At 58.6% G+C, this 23,009-nt stretch carries 6 protein-coding genes and 3 pseudogenes; 1 reads left to right on the top strand and 8 read right to left on the bottom strand.

Annotation, left to right across the window (positions count from 1 at the left end):
* Positions 1-63 precede the first annotated feature (63 nt).
* The 7 genes and pseudogenes from NRG23_RS03430 to NRG23_RS03405 form a co-directional block, all read right to left on the bottom strand.
* Positions 64-11,577 carry an Ig-like domain-containing protein gene (locus NRG23_RS03430; protein WP_257373767.1) on the bottom strand — a complete coding sequence of 3,838 codons (11,514 nt, stop codon included), beginning with the start codon at positions 11,575-11,577 and terminating at the stop codon, positions 64-66.
* A complete protein-coding gene (locus NRG23_RS03425; protein WP_257375133.1) occupies positions 11,547-11,741 on the bottom strand; it encodes a hypothetical protein in 195 nt (64 codons plus the stop codon). The genes NRG23_RS03430 and NRG23_RS03425 overlap by 31 nt, the downstream gene beginning before the upstream one ends.
* A 106-nt stretch (positions 11,742-11,847) precedes the next feature.
* Positions 11,848-12,057 (bottom strand): annotated as a pseudogene (locus NRG23_RS32775) (BapA prefix-like domain-containing protein); the annotation flags it as partial.
* A gap of 386 nt (positions 12,058-12,443) precedes the next feature.
* Positions 12,444-15,314 (bottom strand): response regulator, encoded by a 2,871-nt coding sequence (locus NRG23_RS03420; RefSeq protein ID WP_257373766.1) that lies wholly within the window; start codon positions 15,312-15,314, stop codon positions 12,444-12,446.
* A gap of 7 nt (positions 15,315-15,321) precedes the next feature.
* Positions 15,322-16,665 (bottom strand): EAL domain-containing protein, encoded by a 1,344-nt coding sequence (locus NRG23_RS03415; RefSeq protein ID WP_257373765.1) that lies wholly within the window; start codon positions 16,663-16,665, stop codon positions 15,322-15,324.
* 21 nt (positions 16,666-16,686) lie between these two features.
* Positions 16,687-20,085: a response regulator gene (locus NRG23_RS03410; protein ID WP_257373764.1), complete on the bottom strand. Its 3,399-nt coding sequence runs from the start codon at positions 20,083-20,085 to the stop codon at positions 16,687-16,689.
* A gap of 34 nt (positions 20,086-20,119) precedes the next feature.
* A complete protein-coding gene (locus NRG23_RS03405; RefSeq protein ID WP_257373763.1) occupies positions 20,120-20,764 on the bottom strand; it encodes a response regulator transcription factor in 645 nt (214 codons plus the stop codon).
* 857 nt (positions 20,765-21,621) lie between these two features.
* Between NRG23_RS03405 and NRG23_RS03400 the strand changes: the two are divergent.
* Positions 21,622-21,882, top strand: a pseudogene (locus NRG23_RS03400) (nitroreductase family protein); the annotation flags it as partial.
* A gap of 535 nt (positions 21,883-22,417) precedes the next feature.
* Here the strand turns inward: NRG23_RS03400 and NRG23_RS03395 are convergent.
* Positions 22,418-22,621 (bottom strand): annotated as a pseudogene (locus NRG23_RS03395) (IS5/IS1182 family transposase); the annotation flags it as partial.
* Positions 22,622-23,009: the final 388 nt, after the last annotated feature.

Below are 23,009 nucleotides of genomic sequence, written 5' to 3'. Positions count from 1 at the left end.
TCTTGATTAGATGTGGAGGCGACAAGAGCGCATATCACGCTCATGCCGCCTTCGCTCCGAAGATCAAACGACGACTTGATGGTTGGCGAGCAGGGTCTCCAGATCTGTGGTCACATTGTTCAACGTGACGATCGGCGTAGCGCTGAAGGTGCTACCCGTACCATCACGGTCGATGCTGATAATCGTGTTGCCGCCACTATTCGTGACCGACAGGTAGTTCCCGATCGTATCGCCGGCATCGATAGTCGCGACGCCGTTGATGTAATGAGCGGGACCGTCCGCATCGGCCGTGTAACCGACGAGCAGTTTGGAAACATCGATCCGATCGGCATTTGGCGTGGCTTCATAGGTGCCGATGGTGAAGCCATTGACGACATCACTACCATTGCCGCCGACCGCGTCATTGGCGACCAGCTTGTAGAGCAACGTGTCCTTACCGCCATTGATCAGATTGAATGTGTCGTTGCCTCCCCGGCCCTCGAACACATTGTCGCTGGCGTTGTCAGTGAACGTGTCAGCACCGCTACCACCTGCAATGCCTTCGATATTGGAGAAGGTTGCCGTACCGAACCCGGTGTTCTGGGCCGTCGTCACGCTCAGATCGATCGTCAGTGATGTGCTACCGGCCAGCTTGTAGTCGACGATGTCGATACCAGCAGTACTGCTCCAGACCTTGGTGCCAGACACCGTCACCGTGCCACCGCCGCCCTCATATTTGTCGTTGCCGAGGGTGGCAAAGAAGGTGTCGTTGTAGCCGGTGCCGACGATTCCATGGCCGATATTGGCATTCGCTACGTTTGTGCCGGACTCCGCCGTCAGGACGTAAGCCTTGTTAGCCTCACCGGCCTTCAATCCCGTCCAGGCCGCATTGACGTTTTCGATCACGTTACCGCCCAACGTCGCAAGACCACCGACATCGGCCCCGTCCCCATTGGCACTGCGCAGCAGCACCAGGCTGTAGGTCTCGTTGGGGTTTAGTCCATAGAAATCGACGATCGCCGAGCTGTCGTTGGTCTGGTTGCCGGATTGCGCGTTGATGATCTGCGTGGACACCAGATTGTTCGATGAGTCGAACAGCTGGACAGTGTGGCCGTAGAGCGAATTGATGCCCTGCGCATCGACGATGCGGAAATGCAGCACCGTGCCATCCGCCACCGTATTGGTGTTGGCGATGAACCTGGTGTTGCCTTTCTGGGTGAAGACCAGAAGATCCCGGTCACCATCCCAGTCGATGTCGGCTGCGATTCCGCCCGTCACCGCATCGGTGTTGACGTTTGCGGCGCCAAGCCAACGTCCGATGGTGTTGGATCCACCGAGCAGGTTAGTGGTAGTGAAGCTGGTCGTGCCTCCCGAACTAGTGTTCGTATAGAGATTGACCGGGCCGGTATTGCCTGCCGCCGTCATGCCACCCGTGTCGCCGAAGCCCGGTAACTCGATGACGTCCATTTTTCCGTCGCCGTTCCAGTCCACCGCCACCGACGGCCCACCCTGCAGCGTGTCACCAAAGGTATAGGTACCCGTGTTCAAACCGATTCCGGTCGGGGCCGTGGAGCTCAGTTGGCCGGATCCGTTGTTAAACAGAATGCGGCTTTCATAGGACGAGTTCGACAGGACGCCTGCGGCACCATACCCACGCCCTATAAACAGGTCCATGTAACCGTCGCCGTTGAAGTCGGCCCAGGTCATGGAAATACCGTTACCAAAATTGGGGTCGTCGTCGAGACGCTGGAAGGTATTGTTGATGATCTGCGTGTTGCTCCAGGTCCCGTCGCCCTGGTTTGTCGCGACGACGAGACGATGCTGATTGGAACTGGTCGGTGGCAGTACAGCAAGCGCTCCACCCAGCTTTGTGCTGCCGGCCGTCGCGTGGTAAACGAGATCCACCTTGCCGTCATTGTTCAGATCGACGCCAGACAACTCCATGTCGAAGGTCGCGTTACCGCTATTGGATGACAGCGGTAATACGGTGGCAGTGTCCACGTAAGCACCATCCTTGACCATGCCAAGGATGGTGCCGTCAGTGTTCAGCACAATCTGGGAGTCGAAGCCGCCGCCACTGGTGGCGTCGTTGGGCGTCTGGTCGCCATAGGCCAGATCGACCAAGCCGTTCCCGGCCCTGTCGAAACCGATCACGCCGCCAAACCAGGAATAGGTGTTGGCGCTATCGGCAGTTCCCCTGTCGCCCCCTGTTGGTGCGGTGGGGTAGGCTCCGACCTGCTGCGCGACGTATGTGCTGCCATTGAAGATAAAGGCCTGCTGGCCGTCATCGTAGGTGCTATCTTCGGCGAACAGGTCCATATACCCGTCGCGATTGAAATCAATGAACGTGGCGTTCTGCACAAAGTTGCGGCCGGTATAGCCTGTCGGAGAGTAGCCCGGATCCGAGGATAAGTTGCTGTTGCTGTACAACGCAGTCTGACTAAAGCTGCCCAATGTTGCGTTGTCGGTACCGTTCGCATTCAACATCGTCTGGTTGCTGTGAATGCGCCACATGCCGGTTTCGCTTAGCGTGTAGGCGGTAGCCTTCTGGTTTGGATCGCTGGCAGCAGAGCCAACCGTTACTGTTGGCGCCGCGGAGATGATCAATTCGTTGACCGTATCGTCCGAGACAATCTGCGCGCCTGCACCGCTCTTGATGATAGCCGTAACATTGTAGGTACCCAGCGCGATCTCAGATGGCACCTGCACGTACCAGGTGTTGTTCAGCGGATCGACAACGACTGCACCGTTCGCCGAACTATAGGTCGTACCGGCGATGCTCACCTCGATATATTCGCCGTTGGCCAGCTTGAACGGCATCGCACCGGTCACGAGTGGGGTCGTGTCCACGGTCACCTGGCTGTTGACGGTGACCGTGTAGTCGGAGGTCAGCGTGAAATTGTTCGATGGCGTCCCCTGGTTTCCGGCGAGGTCGGTGACAACGGCCGTATAGGTATGAGTCGAGCCATCCGCCAGATTCCCGGGATCGAAGGTCCAGGATGTACCCGTTCCGTCAACCGTGGCCGTGCCAAGTAGCGTTGTGCCTTCGTAGATGTGCACGACTTCCGACACATCTAAAGGAGCCGTCAACGTACCCGTGAGGATCGGGTTTCGATCATCCGTGGTCGTCCCGCTTCCGAACGTCCCTTGAGTCGGTCCCGCGTTATCAATGTAACCGTCGATACTAACGCCCTGAGTCGGCGGTGTGGTATCGATCGTGAAACTGAGCGGGCCAGACGGCGCACTTTCGCTGCCCGCCTCGTTGGTCAGGGTGTAGCTGATCTGGTGAGCGCCTTCGCCCAGCGGGGTGACCGGGGTCAGCGTGCCGGTCGCCGGGTCATAGATCGCCTCGACCCGGGTGCCATCGACATAAAGCGACGGCGTGGTGCCGGTCGGCACCGTGCCGATGTTGATGCCCGGCGTCGTGTCGTCGGTGGTCGCCGCCGTGCTCGCTGGGTCCTGGATCGCACCAACATCATCGGCATAACTCGCCGGCGCCGCCGGAGTGGCCGGTACGCTGGTATCGACCGTGAAACTGAGCGGGCCAGACGGCGCACTTTCGCTGCCCGCCTCGTTGGTCAGGGTGTAGCTGATCTGGTGAGCGCCTTCGCCCAGCGGGGTGACCGGGGTCAGCGTGCCGGTCGCCGGGTCATAGATCGCCTCGACCCGGGTGCCATCGACATAAAGCGACGGCGTGGTGCCGGTCGGCACCGTGCCGATGTTGATGCCCGGCGTCGTGTCGTCGGTGGTCGCCGCCGTGCTCGCTGGGTCCTGGATCGCACCAACATCATCGGCATAACTCGCCGGCGCCGCCGGAGTGGCCGGTACGCTGGTATCGACCGTGAAACTGAGCGGGCCAGACGGCGCACTTTCGCTGCCCGCCTCGTTGGTCAGGGTGTAGCTGATCTGGTGAGCGCCTTCGCCCAGCGGGGTGACCGGGGTCAGCGTGCCGGTCGCCGGGTCATAGATCGCCTCGACCCGGGTGCCATCGACATAAAGCGACGGCGTGGTGCCGGTCGGCACCGTGCCGATGTTGATGCCCGGCGTCGTGTCGTCGGTGGTCGCCGCCGTGCTCGCTGGGTCCTGGATCGCACCAACATCATCGGCATAACTCGCCGGCGCCGCCGGAGTGGCCGGTACGCTGGTATCGACCGTGAAACTGAGCGGGCCAGACGGCGCACTTTCGCTGCCCGCCTCGTTGGTCAGGGTGTAGCTGATCTGGTGAGCGCCTTCGCCCAGCGGGGTGACCGGGGTCAGCGTGCCGGTCGCCGGGTCATAGATCGCCTCGACCCGGGTGCCATCGACATAAAGCGACGGCGTGGTGCCGGTCGGCACCGTGCCGATGTTGATGCCCGGCGTCGTGTCGTCGGTGGTCGCTGCCGTGCTCGCTGGGTCCTGGACCGCACCAACATCATCGGCATAACTCGCCGGCGCCGCCGGAGTGGCCGGTACGCTGGTATCGACCGTGAAACTGAGCGGGCCAGACGGCGCACTTTCGCTGCCCGCCTCGTTGGTCAGGGTGTAGCTGATCTGGTGAGCGCCTTCGCCCAGCGGGGTGACCGGGGTCAGCGTGCCGGTCGCCGGGTCATAGATCGCCTCGACCCGGGTGCCATCGACATAAAGCGACGGCGTGGTGCCGGTCGGCACCGTGCCGATGTTGATGCCCGGCGTCGTGTCGTCGGTGGTCGCTGCCGTGCTCGCTGGGTCCTGGACCGCACCAACATCATCGGCATAACTCGCCGGCGCCGCCGGAGTGGCCGGTACGCTGGTATCGACCGTGAAACTGAGCGGGCCAGACGGCGCACTTTCGCTGCCCGCCTCGTTGGTCAGGGTGTAGCTGATCTGGTGAGCGCCTTCGCCCAGCGGGGTGACCGGGGTCAGCGTGCCGGTCGCCGGGTCATAGATCGCCTCGACCCGGGTGCCATCGACATAAAGCGACGGCGTGGTGCCGGTCGGCACCGTGCCGATGTTGATGCCCGGCGTCGTGTCGTCGGTGGTCGCCGCCGTGCTCGCTGGGTCCTGGATCGCACCAACATCATCGGCATAACTCGCCGGCGCCGCCGGAGTGGCCGGTACGCTGGTATCGACCGTGAAACTGAGTGGCCCAGACGGCGCACTTTCGCTGCCCGCCTCGTTGGTCAGGGTGTAGCTGATCTGGTGAGCGCCTTCGCCCAGCGGGGTGACCGGGGTCAGCGTGCCGGTCGCCGGGTCATAGATCGCCTCGACCCGGGTGCCATCGACATAAAGCGACGGCGTGGTGCCGGTCGGCACCGTGCCGATGTTGATGCCCGGCGTCGTGTCGTCGGTGGTCGCCGCCGTGCTCGCTGGGTCCTGGATCGCACCAACATCATCGGCATAACTCGCCGGCGCCGCCGGAGTGGCCGGTACGCTGGTATCGACCGTGAAACTGAGCGGGCCAGACGGCGCACTTTCGCTGCCCGCCTCGTTGGTCAGGGTGTAGCTGATCTGGTGAGCGCCTTCGCCCAGCGGGGTGACCGGGGTCAGCGTGCCGGTCGCCGGGTCATAGATCGCCTCGACCCGGGTGCCATCGACATAAAGCGACGGCGTGGTGCCGGTCGGCACCGTGCCGATGTTGATGCCCGGCGTCGTGTCGTCGGTGGTCGCTGCCGTGCTCGCTGGGTCCTGGACCGCACCAACATCATCGGCATAACTCGCCGGCGCCGCCGGAGTGGCCGGTACGCTGGTATCGACCGTGAAACTGAGCGGGCCAGACGGCGCACTTTCGCTGCCCGCCTCGTTGGTCAGGGTGTAGCTGATCTGGTGAGCGCCTTCGCCCAGCGGGGTGACCGGGGTCAGCGTGCCGGTCGCCGGGTCATAGATCGCCTCGACCCGGGTGCCATCGACATAAAGCGACGGCGTGGTGCCGGTCGGCACCGTGCCGATGTTGATGCCCGGCGTCGTGTCGTCGGTGGTCGCTGCCGTGCTCGCTGGGTCCTGGACCGCACCAACATCATCGGCATAACTCGCCGGCGCCGCCGGAGTGGCCGGTACGCTGGTATCGACCGTGAAACTGAGCGGGCCAGACGGCGCACTTTCGCTGCCCGCCTCGTTGGTCAGGGTGTAGCTGATCTGGTGAGCGCCTTCGCCCAGCGGGGTGACCGGGGTCAGCGTGCCGGTCGCCGGGTCATAGATCGCCTCGACCCGGGTGCCATCGACATAAAGCGACGGCGTGGTGCCGGTCGGCACCGTGCCGATGTTGATGCCCGGCGTCGTGTCGTCGGTGGTCGCCGCCGTGCTCGCTGGGTCCTGGATCGCACCAACATCATCGGCATAACTCGCCGGCGCCGCCGGAGTGGCCGGTACGCTGGTATCGACCGTGAAACTGAGTGGCCCAGACGGCGCACTTTCGCTGCCCGCCTCGTTGGTCAGGGTGTAGCTGATCTGGTGAGCGCCTTCGCCCAGCGGGGTGACCGGGGTCAGCGTGCCGGTCGCCGGGTCATAGATCGCCTCGACCCGGGTGCCATCGACATAAAGCGACGGCGTGGTGCCGGTCGGCACCGTGCCGATGTTGATGCCCGGCGTCGTGTCGTCGGTGGTCGCCGCCGTGCTCGCTGGGTCCTGGATCGCACCAACATCATCGGCATAACTCGCCGGCGCCGCCGGAGTGGCCGGTACGCTGGTATCGACCGTGAAACTGAGCGGGCCAGACGGCGCACTTTCGCTGCCCGCCTCGTTGGTCAGGGTGTAGCTGATCTGGTGAGCGCCTTCGCCCAGCGGGGTGACCGGGGTCAGCGTGCCGGTCGCCGGGTCATAGATCGCCTCGACCCGGGTGCCATCGACATAAAGCGACGGCGTGGTGCCGGTCGGCACCGTGCCGATGTTGATGCCCGGCGTCGTGTCGTCGGTGGTCGCTGCCGTGCTCGCTGGGTCCTGGACCGCACCAACATCATCGGCATAACTCGCCGGCGCCGCCGGAGTGGCCGGTACGCTGGTATCGACCGTGAAACTGAGCGGGCCAGACGGCGCACTTTCGCTGCCCGCCTCGTTGGTCAGGGTGTAGCTGATCTGGTGAGCGCCTTCGCCCAGCGGGGTGACCGGGGTCAGCGTGCCGGTCGCCGGGTCATAGATCGCCTCGACCCGGGTGCCATCGACATAAAGCGACGGCGTGGTGCCGGTCGGCACCGTGCCGATGTTGATGCCCGGCGTCGTGTCGTCGGTGGTCGCTGCCGTGCTCGCTGGGTCCTGGACCGCACCAACATCATCGGCATAACTCGCCGGCGCCGCCGGAGTGGCCGGTACGCTGGTATCGACCGTGAAACTGAGCGGGCCAGACGGCGCACTTTCGCTGCCCGCCTCGTTGGTCAGGGTGTAGCTGATCTGGTGAGCGCCTTCGCCCAGCGGGGTGACCGGGGTCAGCGTGCCGGTCGCCGGGTCATAGATCGCCTCGACCCGGGTGCCATCGACATAAAGCGACGGCGTGGTGCCGGTCGGCACCGTGCCGATGTTGATGCCCGGCGTCGTGTCGTCGGTGGTCGCTGCCGTGCTCGCTGGGTCCTGGACCGCACCAACATCATCGGCATAACTCGCCGGCGCCGCCGGAGTGGCCGGTACGCTGGTATCGACCGTGAAACTGAGCGGGCCAGACGGCGCACTTTCGCTGCCCGCCTCGTTGGTCAGGGTGTAGCTGATCTGGTGAGCGCCTTCGCCCAGCGGGGTGACCGGGGTCAGCGTGCCGGTCGCCGGGTCATAGATCGCCTCGACCCGGGTGCCATCGACATAAAGCGACGGCGTGGTGCCGGTCGGCACCGTGCCGATGTTGATGCCCGGCGTCGTGTCGTCGGTGGTCGCCGCCGTGCTCGCTGGGTCCTGGATCGCACCAACATCATCGGCATAACTCGCCGGCGCCGCCGGAGTGGCCGGTACGCTGGTATCGACCGTGAAACTGAGCGGGCCAGACGGCGCACTTTCGCTGCCCGCCTCGTTGGTCAGGGTGTAGCTGATCTGGTGAGCGCCTTCGCCCAGCGGGGTGACCGGGGTCAGCGTGCCGGTCGCCGGGTCATAGATCGCCTCGACCCGGGTGCCATCGACATAAAGCGACGGCGTGGTGCCGGTCGGCACCGTGCCGATGTTGATGCCCGGCGTCGTGTCGTCGGTGGTCGCCGCCGTGCTCGCTGGGTCCTGGATCGCACCAACATCATCGGCATAACTCGCCGGCGCCGCCGGAGTGGCCGGTACGCTGGTATCGACCGTGAAACTGAGCGGGCCAGACGGCGCACTTTCGCTGCCCGCCTCGTTGGTCAGGGTGTAGCTGATCTGGTGAGCGCCTTCGCCCAGCGGGGTGACCGGGGTCAGCGTGCCGGTCGCCGGGTCATAGATCGCCTCGACCCGGGTGCCATCGACATAAAGCGACGGCGTGGTGCCGGTCGGCACCGTGCCGATGTTGATGCCCGGCGTCGTGTCGTCGGTGGTCGCTGCCGTGCTCGCTGGGTCCTGGACCGCACCAACATCATCGGCATAACTCGCCGGCGCCGCCGGAGTGGCCGGTACGCTGGTATCGACCGTGAAACTGAGCGGGCCAGACGGCGCACTTTCGCTGCCCGCCTCGTTGGTCAGGGTGTAGCTGATCTGGTGAGCGCCTTCGCCCAGCGGGGTGACCGGGGTCAGCGTGCCGGTCGCCGGGTCATAGATCGCCTCGACCCGGGTGCCATCGACATAAAGCGACGGCGTGGTGCCGGTCGGCACCGTGCCGATGTTGATGCCCGGCGTCGTGTCGTCGGTGGTCGCTGCCGTGCTCGCTGGGTCCTGGACCGCACCAACATCATCGGCATAACTCGCCGGCGCCGCCGGAGTGGCCGGTACGCTGGTATCGACCGTGAAACTGAGCGGGCCAGACGGCGCACTTTCGCTGCCCGCCTCGTTGGTCAGGGTGTAGCTGATCTGGTGAGCGCCTTCGCCCAGCGGGGTGACCGGGGTCAGCGTGCCGGTCGCCGGGTCATAGATCGCCTCGACCCGGGTGCCATCGACATAAAGCGACGGCGTGGTGCCGGTCGGCACCGTGCCGATGTTGATGCCCGGCGTCGTGTCGTCGGTGGTCGCCGCCGTGCTCGCTGGGTCCTGGATCGCACCAACATCATCGGCATAACTCGCCGGCGCCGCCGGAGTGGCCGGTACGCTGGTATCGACCGTGAAACTGAGCGGGCCAGACGGCGCACTTTCGCTGCCCGCCTCGTTGGTCAGGGTGTAGCTGATCTGGTGAGCGCCTTCGCCCAGCGGGGTGACCGGGGTCAGCGTGCCGGTCGCCGGGTCATAGATCGCCTCGACCCGGGTGCCATCGACATAAAGCGACGGCGTGGTGCCGGTCGGCACCGTGCCGATGTTGATGCCCGGCGTCGTGTCGTCGGTGGTCGCCGCCGTGCTCGCTGGGTCCTGGATCGCACCAACATCATCGGCATAACTCGCCGGCGCCGCCGGAGTGGCCGGTACGCTGGTATCGACCGTGAAACTGAGCGGGCCAGACGGCGCACTTTCGCTGCCCGCCTCGTTGGTCAGGGTGTAGCTGATCTGGTGAGCGCCTTCGCCCAGCGGGGTGACCGGGGTCAGCGTGCCGGTCGCCGGGTCATAGATCGCCTCGACCCGGGTGCCATCGACATAAAGCGACGGCGTGGTGCCGGTCGGCACCGTGCCGATGTTGATGCCCGGCGTCGTGTCGTCGGTGGTCGCTGCCGTGCTCGCTGGGTCCTGGACCGCACCAACATCATCGGCATAACTCGCCGGCGCCGCCGGAGTGGCCGGTACGCTGGTATCGACCGTGAAACTGAGCGGGCCAGACGGCGCACTTTCGCTGCCCGCCTCGTTGGTCAGGGTGTAGCTGATCTGGTGAGCGCCTTCGCCCAGCGGGGTGACCGGGGTCAGCGTGCCGGTCGCCGGGTCATAGATCGCCTCGACCCGGGTGCCATCGACATAAAGCGACGGCGTGGTGCCGGTCGGCACCGTGCCGATGTTGATGCCCGGCGTCGTGTCGTCGGTGGTCGCTGCCGTGCTCGCTGGGTCCTGGACCGCACCAACATCATCGGCATAACTCGCCGGCGCCGCCGGAGTGGCCGGTACGCTGGTATCGACCGTGAAACTGAGCGGGCCAGACGGCGCACTTTCGCTGCCCGCCTCGTTGGTCAGGGTGTAGCTGATCTGGTGAGCGCCTTCGCCCAGCGGGGTGACCGGGGTCAGCGTGCCGGTCGCCGGGTCATAGATCGCCTCGACCCGGGTGCCATCGACATAAAGCGACGGCGTGGTGCCGGTCGGCACCGTGCCGATGTTGATGCCCGGCGTCGTGTCGTCGGTGGTCGCCGCCGTGCTCGCTGGGTCCTGGACCGCACCAACATCATCGGCATAACTCGCCGGCGCCGCCGGAGTGGCCGGTACGCTGGTATCGACCGTGAAACTGAGCGGGCCAGACGGCGCACTTTCGCTGCCCGCCTCGTTGGTCAGGGTGTAGCTGATCTGGTGAGCGCCTTCGCCCAGCGGGGTGACCGGGGTCAGCGTGCCGGTCGCCGGGTCATAGATCGCCTCGACCCGGGTGCCATCGACATAAAGCGACGGCGTGGTGCCGGTCGGCACCGTGCCGATGTTGATGCCCGGCGTCGTGTCGTCGGTGGTCGCCGCCGTGCTCGCTGGGTCCTGGATCGCACCAACATCATCGGCATAACTCGCCGGCGCCGCCGGAGTGGCCGGTACGCTGGTATCGACCGTGAAACTGAGTGGCCCAGACGGCGCACTTTCGCTGCCCGCCTCGTTGGTCAGGGTGTAGCTGATCTGGTGAGCGCCTTCGCCCAGCGGGGTGACCGGGGTCAGCGTGCCGGTCGCCGGGTCATAGATCGCCTCGACCCGGGTGCCATCGACATAAAGCGACGGCGTGGTGCCGGTCGGCACCGTGCCGATGTTGATGCCCGGCGTCGTGTCGTCGGTGGTCGCCGCCGTGCTCGCTGGGTCCTGGATCGCACCAACATCATCGGCATAACTCGCCGGCGCCGCCGGAGTGGCCGGTACGCTGGTATCGACCGTGAAACTGAGCGGGCCAGACGGCGCACTTTCGCTGCCCGCCTCGTTGGTCAGGGTGTAGCTGATCTGGTGAGCGCCTTCGCCCAGCGGGGTGACCGGGGTCAGCGTGCCGGTCGCCGGGTCATAGATCGCCTCGACCCGGGTGCCATCGACATAAAGCGACGGCGTGGTGCCGGTCGGCACCGTGCCGATGTTGATGCCCGGCGTCGTGTCGTCGGTGGTCGCCGCCGTGCTCGCTGGGTCCTGGATCGCACCAACATCATCGGCATAACTCGCCGGCGCCGCCGGAGTGGCCGGTACGCTGGTATCGACCGTGAAACTGAGCGGGCCAGACGGTGCGCTTTGATTACCCGCCGCATCAGTCGCCGTCACTGTCAGGCGGTGAGCACCTTCTCCAAGCGGCACCACCGGAGTAAAAGACCAATGACCAGTCCCACTTACAGTAGTCGAGCCAATGAATTTGCCATTGTCAAAGACACTGATAATACTGCCCGGCTCGCCGCCTCCCGAAAGCGTCGGAGTGGAGTCATTGGTTGTTGTACCATTGGCAATCAGACCAACGAAGGGCGCGCGATCATCCATTGCCGTGAAGGTTGGAGCGGATGGCGGTAAGTTGTCACCCGAATCAGATTTACCGCCACCCGAACCCGAATTTGCAACAGCGGCAATGCCGGCACCGGCAACTGCCAGCGCCCCCAGAATCCCGAGAAGCCCCATCGCCCCATCACCATCAGCGATGGGCTCATAGACCACCAGCGAGTCGATGATACCGTCTCCACCAGAGCCAAGTGCCTTGTCGAACTTCGTCAGCCAACGCTCGCTACCATTGACGAAGACAAGATTGTTGTAACCCATGCCATGCTCAAAGAACTGCTGAACCAACAGGACCTTGCCATCGGAAAACTCGATAACCAAGTCATTCCCCGTACGGGAATAGTTCGAGACCTGCCCCTTATCGGCAGAAACCAGGAAATTCGTCGGCGCATTCGCAGCAGCGATGGTACTCGTGCTAGCGGAAACTGAAACGTTGCCATGATTATTCAAAACAGATGACGGGACCATTCTCGAGCCTCCTTAATATTAGTTCCGCTCACTGGCCCCACATGCAAACAAACACACTCGCGGAGGTCAGCGGAAACAAGCCCCCACTCAACTTGGAGTCACGCCGGGACAGTAAGAACTTGTAGCTCGATTGTGACTACGGGCGTCAGCGCAAGACATAGTAAGTCATCTATTTATGGCGAACTTCCTGCTCAGTTCTCCACTCAAGCTCGACCGCCAGAGGAAATGCAGATGGGCTCAAGACTGCCGCTCGAAACACAGCCTCGACCATCAGGAGCAATTGGTGCAAACCAACCACGCCAAGGAGAGCCCCGTCAGTTCGCGCCAAGTGACCGATTGTAGGGAGTCACGAAATGAGCATTAGCGTACGACTCCGGGGCAACGTTCTACAGCCCCCTCCTTGTCATATACAATTGAGTAAGAGCATGTCGTAATTGATTTAACGATACCGGTTTGGTCAGAAAGAGATCGACACCAGCATCACGACATCGCCGCTCAGTTTCCTCCAACACAGAAGCGGTGATGGCCACTATCAACGTATAACGATCAGACGCCGACTCAGCCGCACGTACACGCGAAACCAACTCGATACCGTCCAACTTCGACATATAGACGTCGGTGATGAGAAGCCTTACTTTTTTAGTCAAAAAGGCATCCCATGCCTCCTCACCGTCACTGCAGGCAAGCACCGTCTCGCACCCCAGATGCTTCAACTGATTCGTCAGCACCAAACAGTTAACAGGATTATCATCCACCACCATCACCGCACCAAGCCAGCCCAATGTTGACCCGGCTAACCCGCTGTATGCGGCTCCATCGTTTATGTTCGTAGCGATCGCCTCTTGGCATCCCGCAACAAAGAGGCGCCAGTTTGGTGGATTCGCCCAATAGTTGGCTGTCCCCGAAATCCCCCCCGAACGTAAAGAGTTGGACCGTTCAATCAACAGGGCATGCCCTGGTTGACCGAGTCCTATATCTTCCGCGTCGCTCACATACAAAGTGGGCAGGCCTCTATCCAGCGCACACAATTGTCGCTCTTGCGGCTCCATCCCTGCCGCAAGAGCGAAGGCCCTCAGCGCTTTCGCAACGTGGGCTTTTTCAGTGCCGATCAAAATCACCCGCCCCCCGAGTTCCGGAAACTCGTACTGGTTGCACTCCGCGACCAAGTCGATCTTCAGTATCACCGACGTCCCGAGGCACTCAATACTGGAGATCTCCATGGTCCCGCCCATCATCTCAACCAAACGCTTGCTGATGACCAAGCTAACTCCCATACCATCGAAACGCCGCGCAAGTGCCCCGTCAAATTGCTCAAGAAACAATCCCTTTCGAGCGACCTCTGAAATACCAATCCCAGTGTCATAGACGGTGAGAACCACCTGCTGCTTGGCGCCCTCGACCTTTCCAAGATCGACAGATATCCCAACACGCCCCTGCGACGTGAATTTGATTGCATTCGAAAGCAGGCTGAGCAAGACCTGGCGAAGCCGAGAGGCATCTGCAAGATAGGTTGCGGCAACACTGGGATGGACGTATACCTCCATCTCGAGCCTCTTGTTTCTCCCACTCCCCGCCAATGCCGCCATGACCTCATCGATGACCTCACGAAGATCCGTGGGTGCGGGCGTCATGACAAGCGCACCGGCATCTATCATCGTATATTCCAGGATGTCGTTGAGTGTCTGCATCAATGCCTTAGCGGAGCCATTTGCAACCTCCAAGTACTGCCGCTGCCGTGCATCAAGAATGGTCGAGCGCAATATTTCCAATAGCCCAAGCAAGCCGTTCATTGGTGTTCTGATCTCATGACTCATCATCGCCAAAAACTTACCTTTTGACTCGGATGATGCTACAGCCTCGTCTTTTGCCTCCTCCAATAGCCGCGCCTGAATCTGGCTATCATCCACAGCTCGTCGCAACTGCTCGACCAGCGTCGAACGCTCGGCCTCCAGCTCCCCATTACGGACAAGCACGCCCCCCAGGGTCTGTAATGCGGCGAGGAGCGCGCCAATATTATCCTTCTGCTTGAATGAGTCGGCAGGGGCCGAGTAGTTACCGCTCGAGAAATTCAAGACCGAATCGGTTGCAGCAGATATCGGCCTGATTATTCGCCTTGAGAAAAGGACGAGGATGTACACCATCGACAGAATGATTGTGACGGTAGCTCCAGCTAGAAATCCGAATACGCGGTACGTGGCACGCGTTCTCTTCTCCACAACTTGAATGGCTGCATCAAGCTCCACATCTCGCAACGATGTAATAGGTTGCATAAGCGGTACATAGTGCTGCGCAAACGACGACGCAGTGGGGAAACTCGCATCATCTGCATCCTGTAGAACGGTTTGTCTCAGATAAGCAATACCCAAGCCGAAATAAGTCTTGCGCATCTGCTCCACTACAGCACCAGAGGAGTCATCGGATAGATGTTCGAATCGACTACTCTCAACCAAATCGCCTAGCGTATGAATTCGGCCAAAGACAATCCAAAGCCTTTCCAACTCTTCCTCAGACAACGCCCTGCGACTCGTCAGCGCAGGGGTAAATAATGAACCTGCACGGCCCGCTTGCTCTCGCAGTTCTGCGGCTAAACGTGCCGTTATCACATACTCCGCCACCGCCGGCCCTTCTCGAACCAGCTCGAAGATGACGCTGTCATTGATATGGTTCATATCCTCAATCAGTTGAAACATTCGGGTAATCGCATGCTCTACGGCGCGCGTAGAACGTTCTTCACGCGCGATGGCCATGAGGCGATCGGCACTCTTTCGCGCTTGACGGACTCGCTCCGCCACCAACGCCATGAGCACCGTAGCGCGCTCGCAACTCTCACAAGAGCTTGCCTTGAGTTTCTGGACCACCAAGTCCAGCGCTGCATCACTTCGCGTCCTTGCCAGATCAAGCGCCACTCTTAAATCCGGCTCATCTGATTGCGAAGCACCAATCATCCCATTCATGGGTCCTCGTTCCGCAGACAGGTACTCTGACGAGCTGAGTGCGGCCTTAACAATCTGCAGAAGTTCTTCAGTCCGCTTTGTCGCCTTGTACGCCTTCCAATCTCGAACCAAAAGCAAGCCGGCGCCACTTATTGTCACTACCAGAACAATCGTGGCAACGAGTCGAAACAGCCAATCGACGCGAATTTCGTTCAGTGGATCGATCAAAGAGGTCGTGAGTAATCGGCCGCCCCAACGCAACCACCGTAAAATACAATCCCAACTCGAATTAAGACTTATCAAACTCTCGATCCGTCGATTCATGTCGTCGCTATCCACAATGTCCCGTCACGATATCGAAAAGAAAAACTCGCTCGGACTTGGGGTGGGACCATAGATATCCCTGCCCTATTTTACAGCCTAGACCAAGAAGCAACTCTCGCTGTACCTCTGTTTCCACACCTTCAGCAACGCATTCCAAACCAAGATCGTGCGCTAACTTGATCTGACTACGGCAAATCACGGCTCGCTGGTTATCCTCAGCGATAGCTGAAACAAATGAACGATCAAGCTTCATTTGGGTAAAGGGAAGATCAGCCAACAGTTCCAGGCTTGCGATCCCAATTCCAAAATCGTCAATCGCCACGCCGTATCCACGCAAGCGCAAGCGATTCAAGGTGATCGCCAACTCACACATGTCCGGGACCGGGCAACTTTCGGTTAGCTCAATGATCAGGCTGCACGGTGAAATCCCACTTGCTGTAACTCTGGCCTCGAATCGCTCGAACCAGCCGGGCTTGCACAGCGTCTGTGCCGAAGCATTTATCCCGATCACCATTGAAATACCATGATTGACCAGGTATCGCTGCACTCCGAGACAGCGATCCAAGACGAAGAAAAATAGTTTCTCCAGATGCCCCATAGCCTCCAGTCGCGGAATGAAGTCGTCGGGGGCGATCATGCCACCGCAAGGATGCCGCCAACGGCACAGTGCCTCCGCCCCGACAGGATTACCGCTGGCGATATTGAACTGCGGCTGGATCAGCACGGTAAAACCTTCATCGACCCACAGTGCTTCCGTAAGGGTCATATCATCTGGCACGGCAGACTCGTCGCCCGGTGGATCTATCACCGCATCACGAGACAACACCGCCTCCAGAACCGGGCGAATAGCCCCAACTGTCAGCGGCTTGCGCAAAGCATGCACGTCATGACAAGCAAACGCGCTGACGAGCCGGACATGCGAATAGATAATGTCTTCAGGCATCGCGGAGACCCACACCCAAATCGGAGCCTCACCAAGAAAGGCTTGTTTTCCGCGATGCCGTAGCTCCTGCATCAACGCCGGTCCGTTCAGTTTGGGCAAATCAATGTCGCAGAGAACGACATCGAATCTCCATTGCTCCAATGCCTCAATGGCTTGTGCCCCGTCGGGCACGCAAAAGATTTTTCTGACACCGAGACACTGCAACAACGCCCTTATCGCGGACTGTTGGAATAGGTCGTCCTCCACGATTAGAACGGTCAAGGCAAAATGAGTACTTCGCATATTGAATTGCTCGTGGATCGATGAAGGAGGACCAGACGCAATGACTTCCACTTTAAAATTATACGCGGGCCCAAGAACACGGATGCAAGCCGGGCCGTCTTTAGCTACCTTCGCTAGCAAGCCCATCAGGCAGCAACCTCAACACTGTCACGAGGCCTGATAAGCTTCATCTCCTAGCTCTTCATCTCCATTGTCCAAACACAACATGGCCAGGCTCACCCCAATGTCATCCATGACCGCAAGCCAGCCCTCGCACCACTCGCCTGCAACACTGCACGCCAGTTCTATCTCAAGACATCTCTCTGCAAGATCCTTGTCCTCGATCAGAAGCAGCGCCCCTCGCATTCGATGCATCCACCGTTCGAGCGCACGAACATCCCGCTTCGAAGCTAGCTGTTGCAGTTCCACCAATTCTTCTTTCGCATGCGCTTGAAACTTCGCTGCCAATGCCGCTTTCCCAGCGCTGTCCATCCAGAGGGTATCCACCTGCCACCGCTCACGAGCAATGTCAGTCTCAGCGTGCGATGCACTGCATCGTTCGAGCACACGCGACAGCCTGTCAAGATTCACAGGCTTGGCAATATAGTCATAGAAACCCTGTTCAAGCCGCCTCTCAATTTCGCTGTCGAAGTCATAGCCGCTCACCGCCACGACGGGAAGAGCCGAATTTTCCCTATGCACGATGTCAAAAAGCTCCCCACCACTCATACCGGGTAAATCCAGATCGGTCAGCACGATATCAACAGGGTGATGACGCAACATCACAACCGCTTCTGCCCCATCGGCCGCACTTAGAACGCCATATCCGAGAGAGCGGATTTGATCGACCAACAACTCTCGGTTGAGCTTGCTATCGTCCACTACGAGCACAACCAGAGTTCCTTCCCGCCTGTACTCGAGAGACGGTTTACCCCCCATTTCCTCCTCAGACGCACACGCCTTCGTCGGACTGTACCCGGCGGATGCTGGACCCATGGCCAATTGCAACGCTTCCTTGAGCGCATCCGTGCTAAATGCCGTCACCTCAATTAACCACTGCGCCAAACGCATTGGCCGTTGCGCTGCCGACTTACGCACCAGCACCACAGGTACCTGAGTCCTATTGGCGATATCCAGGGCACAATCCGCATTGTCGTCCGCAAGCACTATCACGTCCGCAGAGAAGCCCGATAACTCCTGCACAGCGCTCTCTCGGATTGATACATCCCACCCCCAATCGGTGAGCCATACCTGCAAGTGTCGGCCGTAGTCACTCATCCCTGTCATGATCAGGGCGCTTCCCATCGTCTCGCCCACAACAGCCTGGGTTGCAGCAATGGCGACAGGCAGTCGTACAGAGAAAATAGAGCCCACATGAAGAATGCTCTTCGCAGTAATAACTCCCCCCATCAATCTACAAAGTGTCGCGCAGATCGAGAGCCCAAGCCCCGTCCCACCGTATCGTCGCGCCTCCCCGTCCGCTTGCGCAAATGGAGTGAAGAGGCGCTCAACCAATCGTTCATCCATCCCGATTCCGGAATCGATCACCTCCAGTAACAAACTTGCAGTATCAGGCCCGTCATCAACGAGCGAGCCTCTAATTGCCACTCTACCGACATGCGTGAACTTAAAGGCATTACTGAGGAGGTTATCGATGATTTGAGAAGTCCGGTTTGGATCCCCCATCACCGCATACCGCTCCATGCTTGGATCAGGAAAAATATGAAACTCAATATTTTTCAAGACCGCACGTTCCGCATACCCTTGCGCAACACGCTCCAAACATTGACGAGGGTAAAATTTACACTCTACCAGTTGCATTTCGCCTGCATCAATTCTGGATAGATCGAGAATATCCGTCACAATCTGCAATAAGGTTTGGGCCCCTGTGCGCACGGACTTGACTCGAGCACTTTCGACTTCAGTCAACCTATCAACAGGAATTAAATCTATATTCCCCAGAATGACACTTAATGGGGCTTTTATTTCATGACTTACGGATGCAAAGAAATTCGATCGTGCACAAAGAAGGCGGTCAGACTCTTCTCGCGCCTCCATGGACGCTAACTCGGCAAGCTTCTGCACTGTTACGTCGCTGACAGCGCAAACAAACACGGCCTCCTCATTATAACTTGAGGCCACATAGGTAATATGCAGAAAGCAAGCTTTGCCCCCTGACTCCTCACTTAAGCTCTTACCAAAGCTCACTATTCCTAATTCTGCCTCCCCCTGCTCAGCGGAACGAGCTCGAAACGCAGCCTCGATCGAAGCCGGGAGCTTCATAAATGCATCCATGCCCATCAGCGAAGTCGCCAGAATATTTGCCCGCATGACCGAATAATCGCGGGCACGAACGATAAATAAACCGATTGGCATCGCACTTATGAGTATGTGATTCAGTATTTCGTGCTCGATCGCAAATCTAGATGCAATATGATTTTTCCTCAGAACACGTTTATCCCATTGATAGGCGGCCCCAAGTAACATAAGCAGAAATGCGACACTGAGCATACACAGCCAAAAAAAAGACCATCCCATCGATCTCAAAAGCTCAGAGTAGCTTAAGCCATATACCAAGTAGCCAAAGTGATCACTCACTGGCTCGACAAGATATATCCCATCATCCGTAAGGTGCAGTCCGTGCGTGCGCGGCTGCTCCAATATACTCCTGGCCCCTCTGGCAAGCGCTGTATTCGCTCCGCGTTGATCAATCAGGAGGGCGTTAGAACTATACAGTCCAAGCAGCCCATATTCATCCTCACGATGGATGTCAGCCAGCAAGGGCCTTATCGGTACGTCTGATCCAAATAGAACAAGGTCTCCTCCTTCCATCTCGACTACTCCAACGCAGCTCAGCAAACTGCCTACCTGACCCTCACCTAAATACGGCCCCCTCCAATATATGCCTTCCGTAACTCCAAAGACCTTCTCCTTATCAATTCCCTTTTCACGCAGTATCTGCACTGATGTTAATGGCATCGTTTGCTGCAATATATTTTGCGACCAGTTACCTGCTGGAAAAAGTGCAGCATAATCATTATTCAGCCCAACAACATAGGCCTGCCGCTCTATCTTCATGGCGTTCAGCGTCGACATGCCTGCGGCCGAAATATTTGCGAGTGCATTCACTCGCCCTACCCAATTGGCCCCAAGACTTAATCTTCCCTCTTCCGGGAAAATAATCAGGAAGTCACCATTAAACGCGGAATGACCCAACGCTTCCTCGGATGTATTGAGTGTGTTAAGCACATCGCCAGACTGCCCTTCTTCCCACTTCCCCAAATTCGAGAAATAGTATCTGACGGTATGACTCAGGCGCCGAACAAACACCTCGTCTTGTTGAATGACGCTCCCAATCTCCGAAGCATGACGGTGCAGCTTTTCTGTTCCTCGCTCAATCGCTGCATGAATACTGAGATACATTGCCAATACCGAGGCACATACAACAACGGTCGCGGCAAGATAAACTCCCAAATAGAAGAACAGACGTTCTCGGCGAATCGTCACTGCCAGAGAAGCAACAGCGTTCTTATGTATCGCTTGAATTTCATCAAAAACGACTACCATGAGTAACCGCCATATAATTCAGTGCGTGTCACTTTCAAATCAGGCCAGTCTCGTATGCGTAGCGGATCAGGTCAGTATTAGAAGTAAGATTGAGTTTCCTCATTGCCGTGTATTTTTGTGACGAGATCGTGCTCACGGCACGACTACACTTATCCGCAATTTGCACAAGCGAATGCCCAGCCGCATATAGCCTCAGCACCTCGAGTTCCTTATGAGTGAGTTCTTCTTTTTTCGACCTTTCCCCCTCTCCCGCGCGCGCGCGATCCATCAGCGCCTTCGCGATTGGCGAGCAATAGCCCCCACCTCCTTGCTGAACAAACAGACAGGCTCGTACAACCTCACCGATGTCGTCCTCCTTGCACACCACAGCATTAACAAACTGTCTCATCGCCCGCATAAGAACGCTTGGATTCGTTTGGGCCGTAAGCAAAACAACACCACTCGCGGGTACACATTTCCGGATCCCGCGCAACAATGCGAAGCCGTCTATCGAGCGGTCGTCTCGGCTCATACCGAAATCAGTAACCACAATATTAGTAGGCCTATCGCCGAGCCTTTTCAACAAATCCGCGCCGGACTGACACTCGTGAATGATCTCGAAACCAGGCACTTGGCTAATGAGCGAGCCTACTGCCTGGATAGTTAATGGATGATCATCTGCAATGGTTATGGTTTTCATACTAAAGATATAATTCGTCAGGAATCGTAATTCGTCTAAATTATGGCGCTTTCACAAACAATAGAATCATAATTCGTCCATTTTAGCGAGCCTGCTGTCTGGATAGTTAATGGATGATCATCTGCAATGGTTATGGTTTTCATACTAAAGATATAATTCGTCAGGAATCGTAATTCGTCTAAATTATGGCGCTTTCACAAACAATAGAATCATAATTCGTCCATTTTAGCGAGCCTGCTGCCTGGATAGTTAATGGATGATCATCTGCAATGGTTATGGTTTTCATACTAAAGATATAATTCGTCAGGAATCGTAATTCGTCTAAATTATGGCGCTTTCACAAACAATAGAATCATAATTCGTCCATTTTTTAGAGACGGTCTGTAGTGGTCAACTAATCCCGGACACGACGTTAAGTTTTTCCTCGGCCCGAGCTGGTGCCAACCCACCATTGAATTGGTGAGGCCGAATCCAGTTGTACCGATGCATCAAGAAGTTCCTGATCTTCGGCCTGACAGTCTCGAATTTCGTAGAGTTCGTCGGCCTCCCAGGACGTTCGCTGAACCCGACAGGCGCGAGATCTGCGGATAGCGTCGTAAACCTCAAGTACGTTTTGGGTGTCACCTTCAAGCACATGAGCCCCCCCAAGCAGTCAGGCATCTTCAAGCCTCTGCCCTGCACCAGCTCCTTGATGGGGACGTATGGCGTGAGCGGCGTTACCGATCAGCACTACGCGACCAATGTGTGTAGCCCGCAAGCTCTTCCAGTTCGTGAAGTGCCCCCTACCACCACTCAGCAAAGGCTTTTAGCATCTGGGTCTGGCTGGTGCTTTTGACCCAAGGTGTGTCTTGTGGCCATACCAGGACAACCCGCAGTTTCAGCGCAACGAAGCCATTCGCTCCGGCTCGCTAGCGGCCGTGACCCTGATGCTGGTCGCGAAGGGCCAAGGACTGGTTTCGGCGCCCATGATCGGGTTCGACCAGTTGGCAGTGGCGCAAGCGTTTGGTCTCTCCGCGACGGAGGTTCCAGTGATGTTGGTCGCCGTTGGCTATCCTGGCTCGGCCAACTGGCCACAAAAACCTCGTAAAGCCGTTAAAGACGTTCTGCAGTTCGTGTAAGTGAATGCTGCCAGCGGTAGTCAAGAAGTGCTCATCACCAGGTCCATTGCCACCAACACCGCGATTTCCCCATCCCTTGCACCGTGACCGGAACATGCGCATCCAACTGGGACTTTCCTCTGGTCGACTTGGGCCTCATCATCACCACACAGTTGCCACAAAGGGTGCCATCCTGGTGCCTTGCCGGAGGACATGATCATGCAGGCACTGCTGGGGCGCAAACCCGTCGTATTGCGTTCCTCTAGCTGCTGATCAATACAGGCCCTTCTCCTCTTCAGTTGTTCGCTCTGTTGCTTCTGAGCACATTCAAGGCGGCGCACATGCCAGAGTGCATCACAGAAGTGAAGCGAACTCTCCAGGCCTACCACTTCGCTGGCGCGCGGACCATAGGCGACGAAGTCCCGCGCACCGGCGAGCATGGTATTGAGCACGAACCGGCCCAACGGGGCGAGAGCGCCTTACAGCCACTCAAGGTCAATGCTGTTGCGTGTAATGGCAAATCAAGCCGGTGGTTGGATTGAATCCGATTGAGTTAGCCGTAGATATAGATCTTCAGCGAGATACAGGATGGGTAGGCCGGATGACCTGTAGCAGGATCAACACTTTTGAACCCAAGCGCGCCTAGGTCGAGCTCATCGACGAAAACGTCGACTACACGGACTGAGTTTTCTTCGACTAGGTAATCGTCCAACCACTCCGACTGCAACGCGCCTTGCAACTGAGCCTCACCTTTACTGATCTTTGACGGTGGACAACCTTTGCAGGTTCCACTCTGGCTGGGCACTCAAATCATGAAGGTAATCCACATCAATTGCCCCATCAGCGAACAGCAGTTTATTTATCGAGATTCGCGAGTTGCTGATCCTATCGGATGGTTGCTGCTGGCGGGCCGGATGATCCCATGCGGATGTTAAGGAGAGTCCGTCAGTAGAGTGCTTAGATATCTTTGGATAGTTAATCAAGTCGATTTTTATTTGATTACTTGCTCCATGGCACAGTATTTGCATTTTTCGATGGATAAACCAGATAAATATCGGTGTTATCCAAGATCGCATATCCGTAAACGTGTTCCACACAGTCATTACAAGGACACAGTCCCAAACAAACGTGGCATCCATAAAGGTTGG

Source organism: Pseudomonas sp. T8 (assembly GCF_024610635.1).
Lineage (GTDB): Bacteria > Pseudomonadota > Gammaproteobacteria > Pseudomonadales > Pseudomonadaceae > Aquipseudomonas > Aquipseudomonas chlororaphis_I.
The sequence above is the reverse complement of the archived record's forward strand: the minus strand, read 5'-3'. Positions and strand labels throughout refer to the sequence as shown.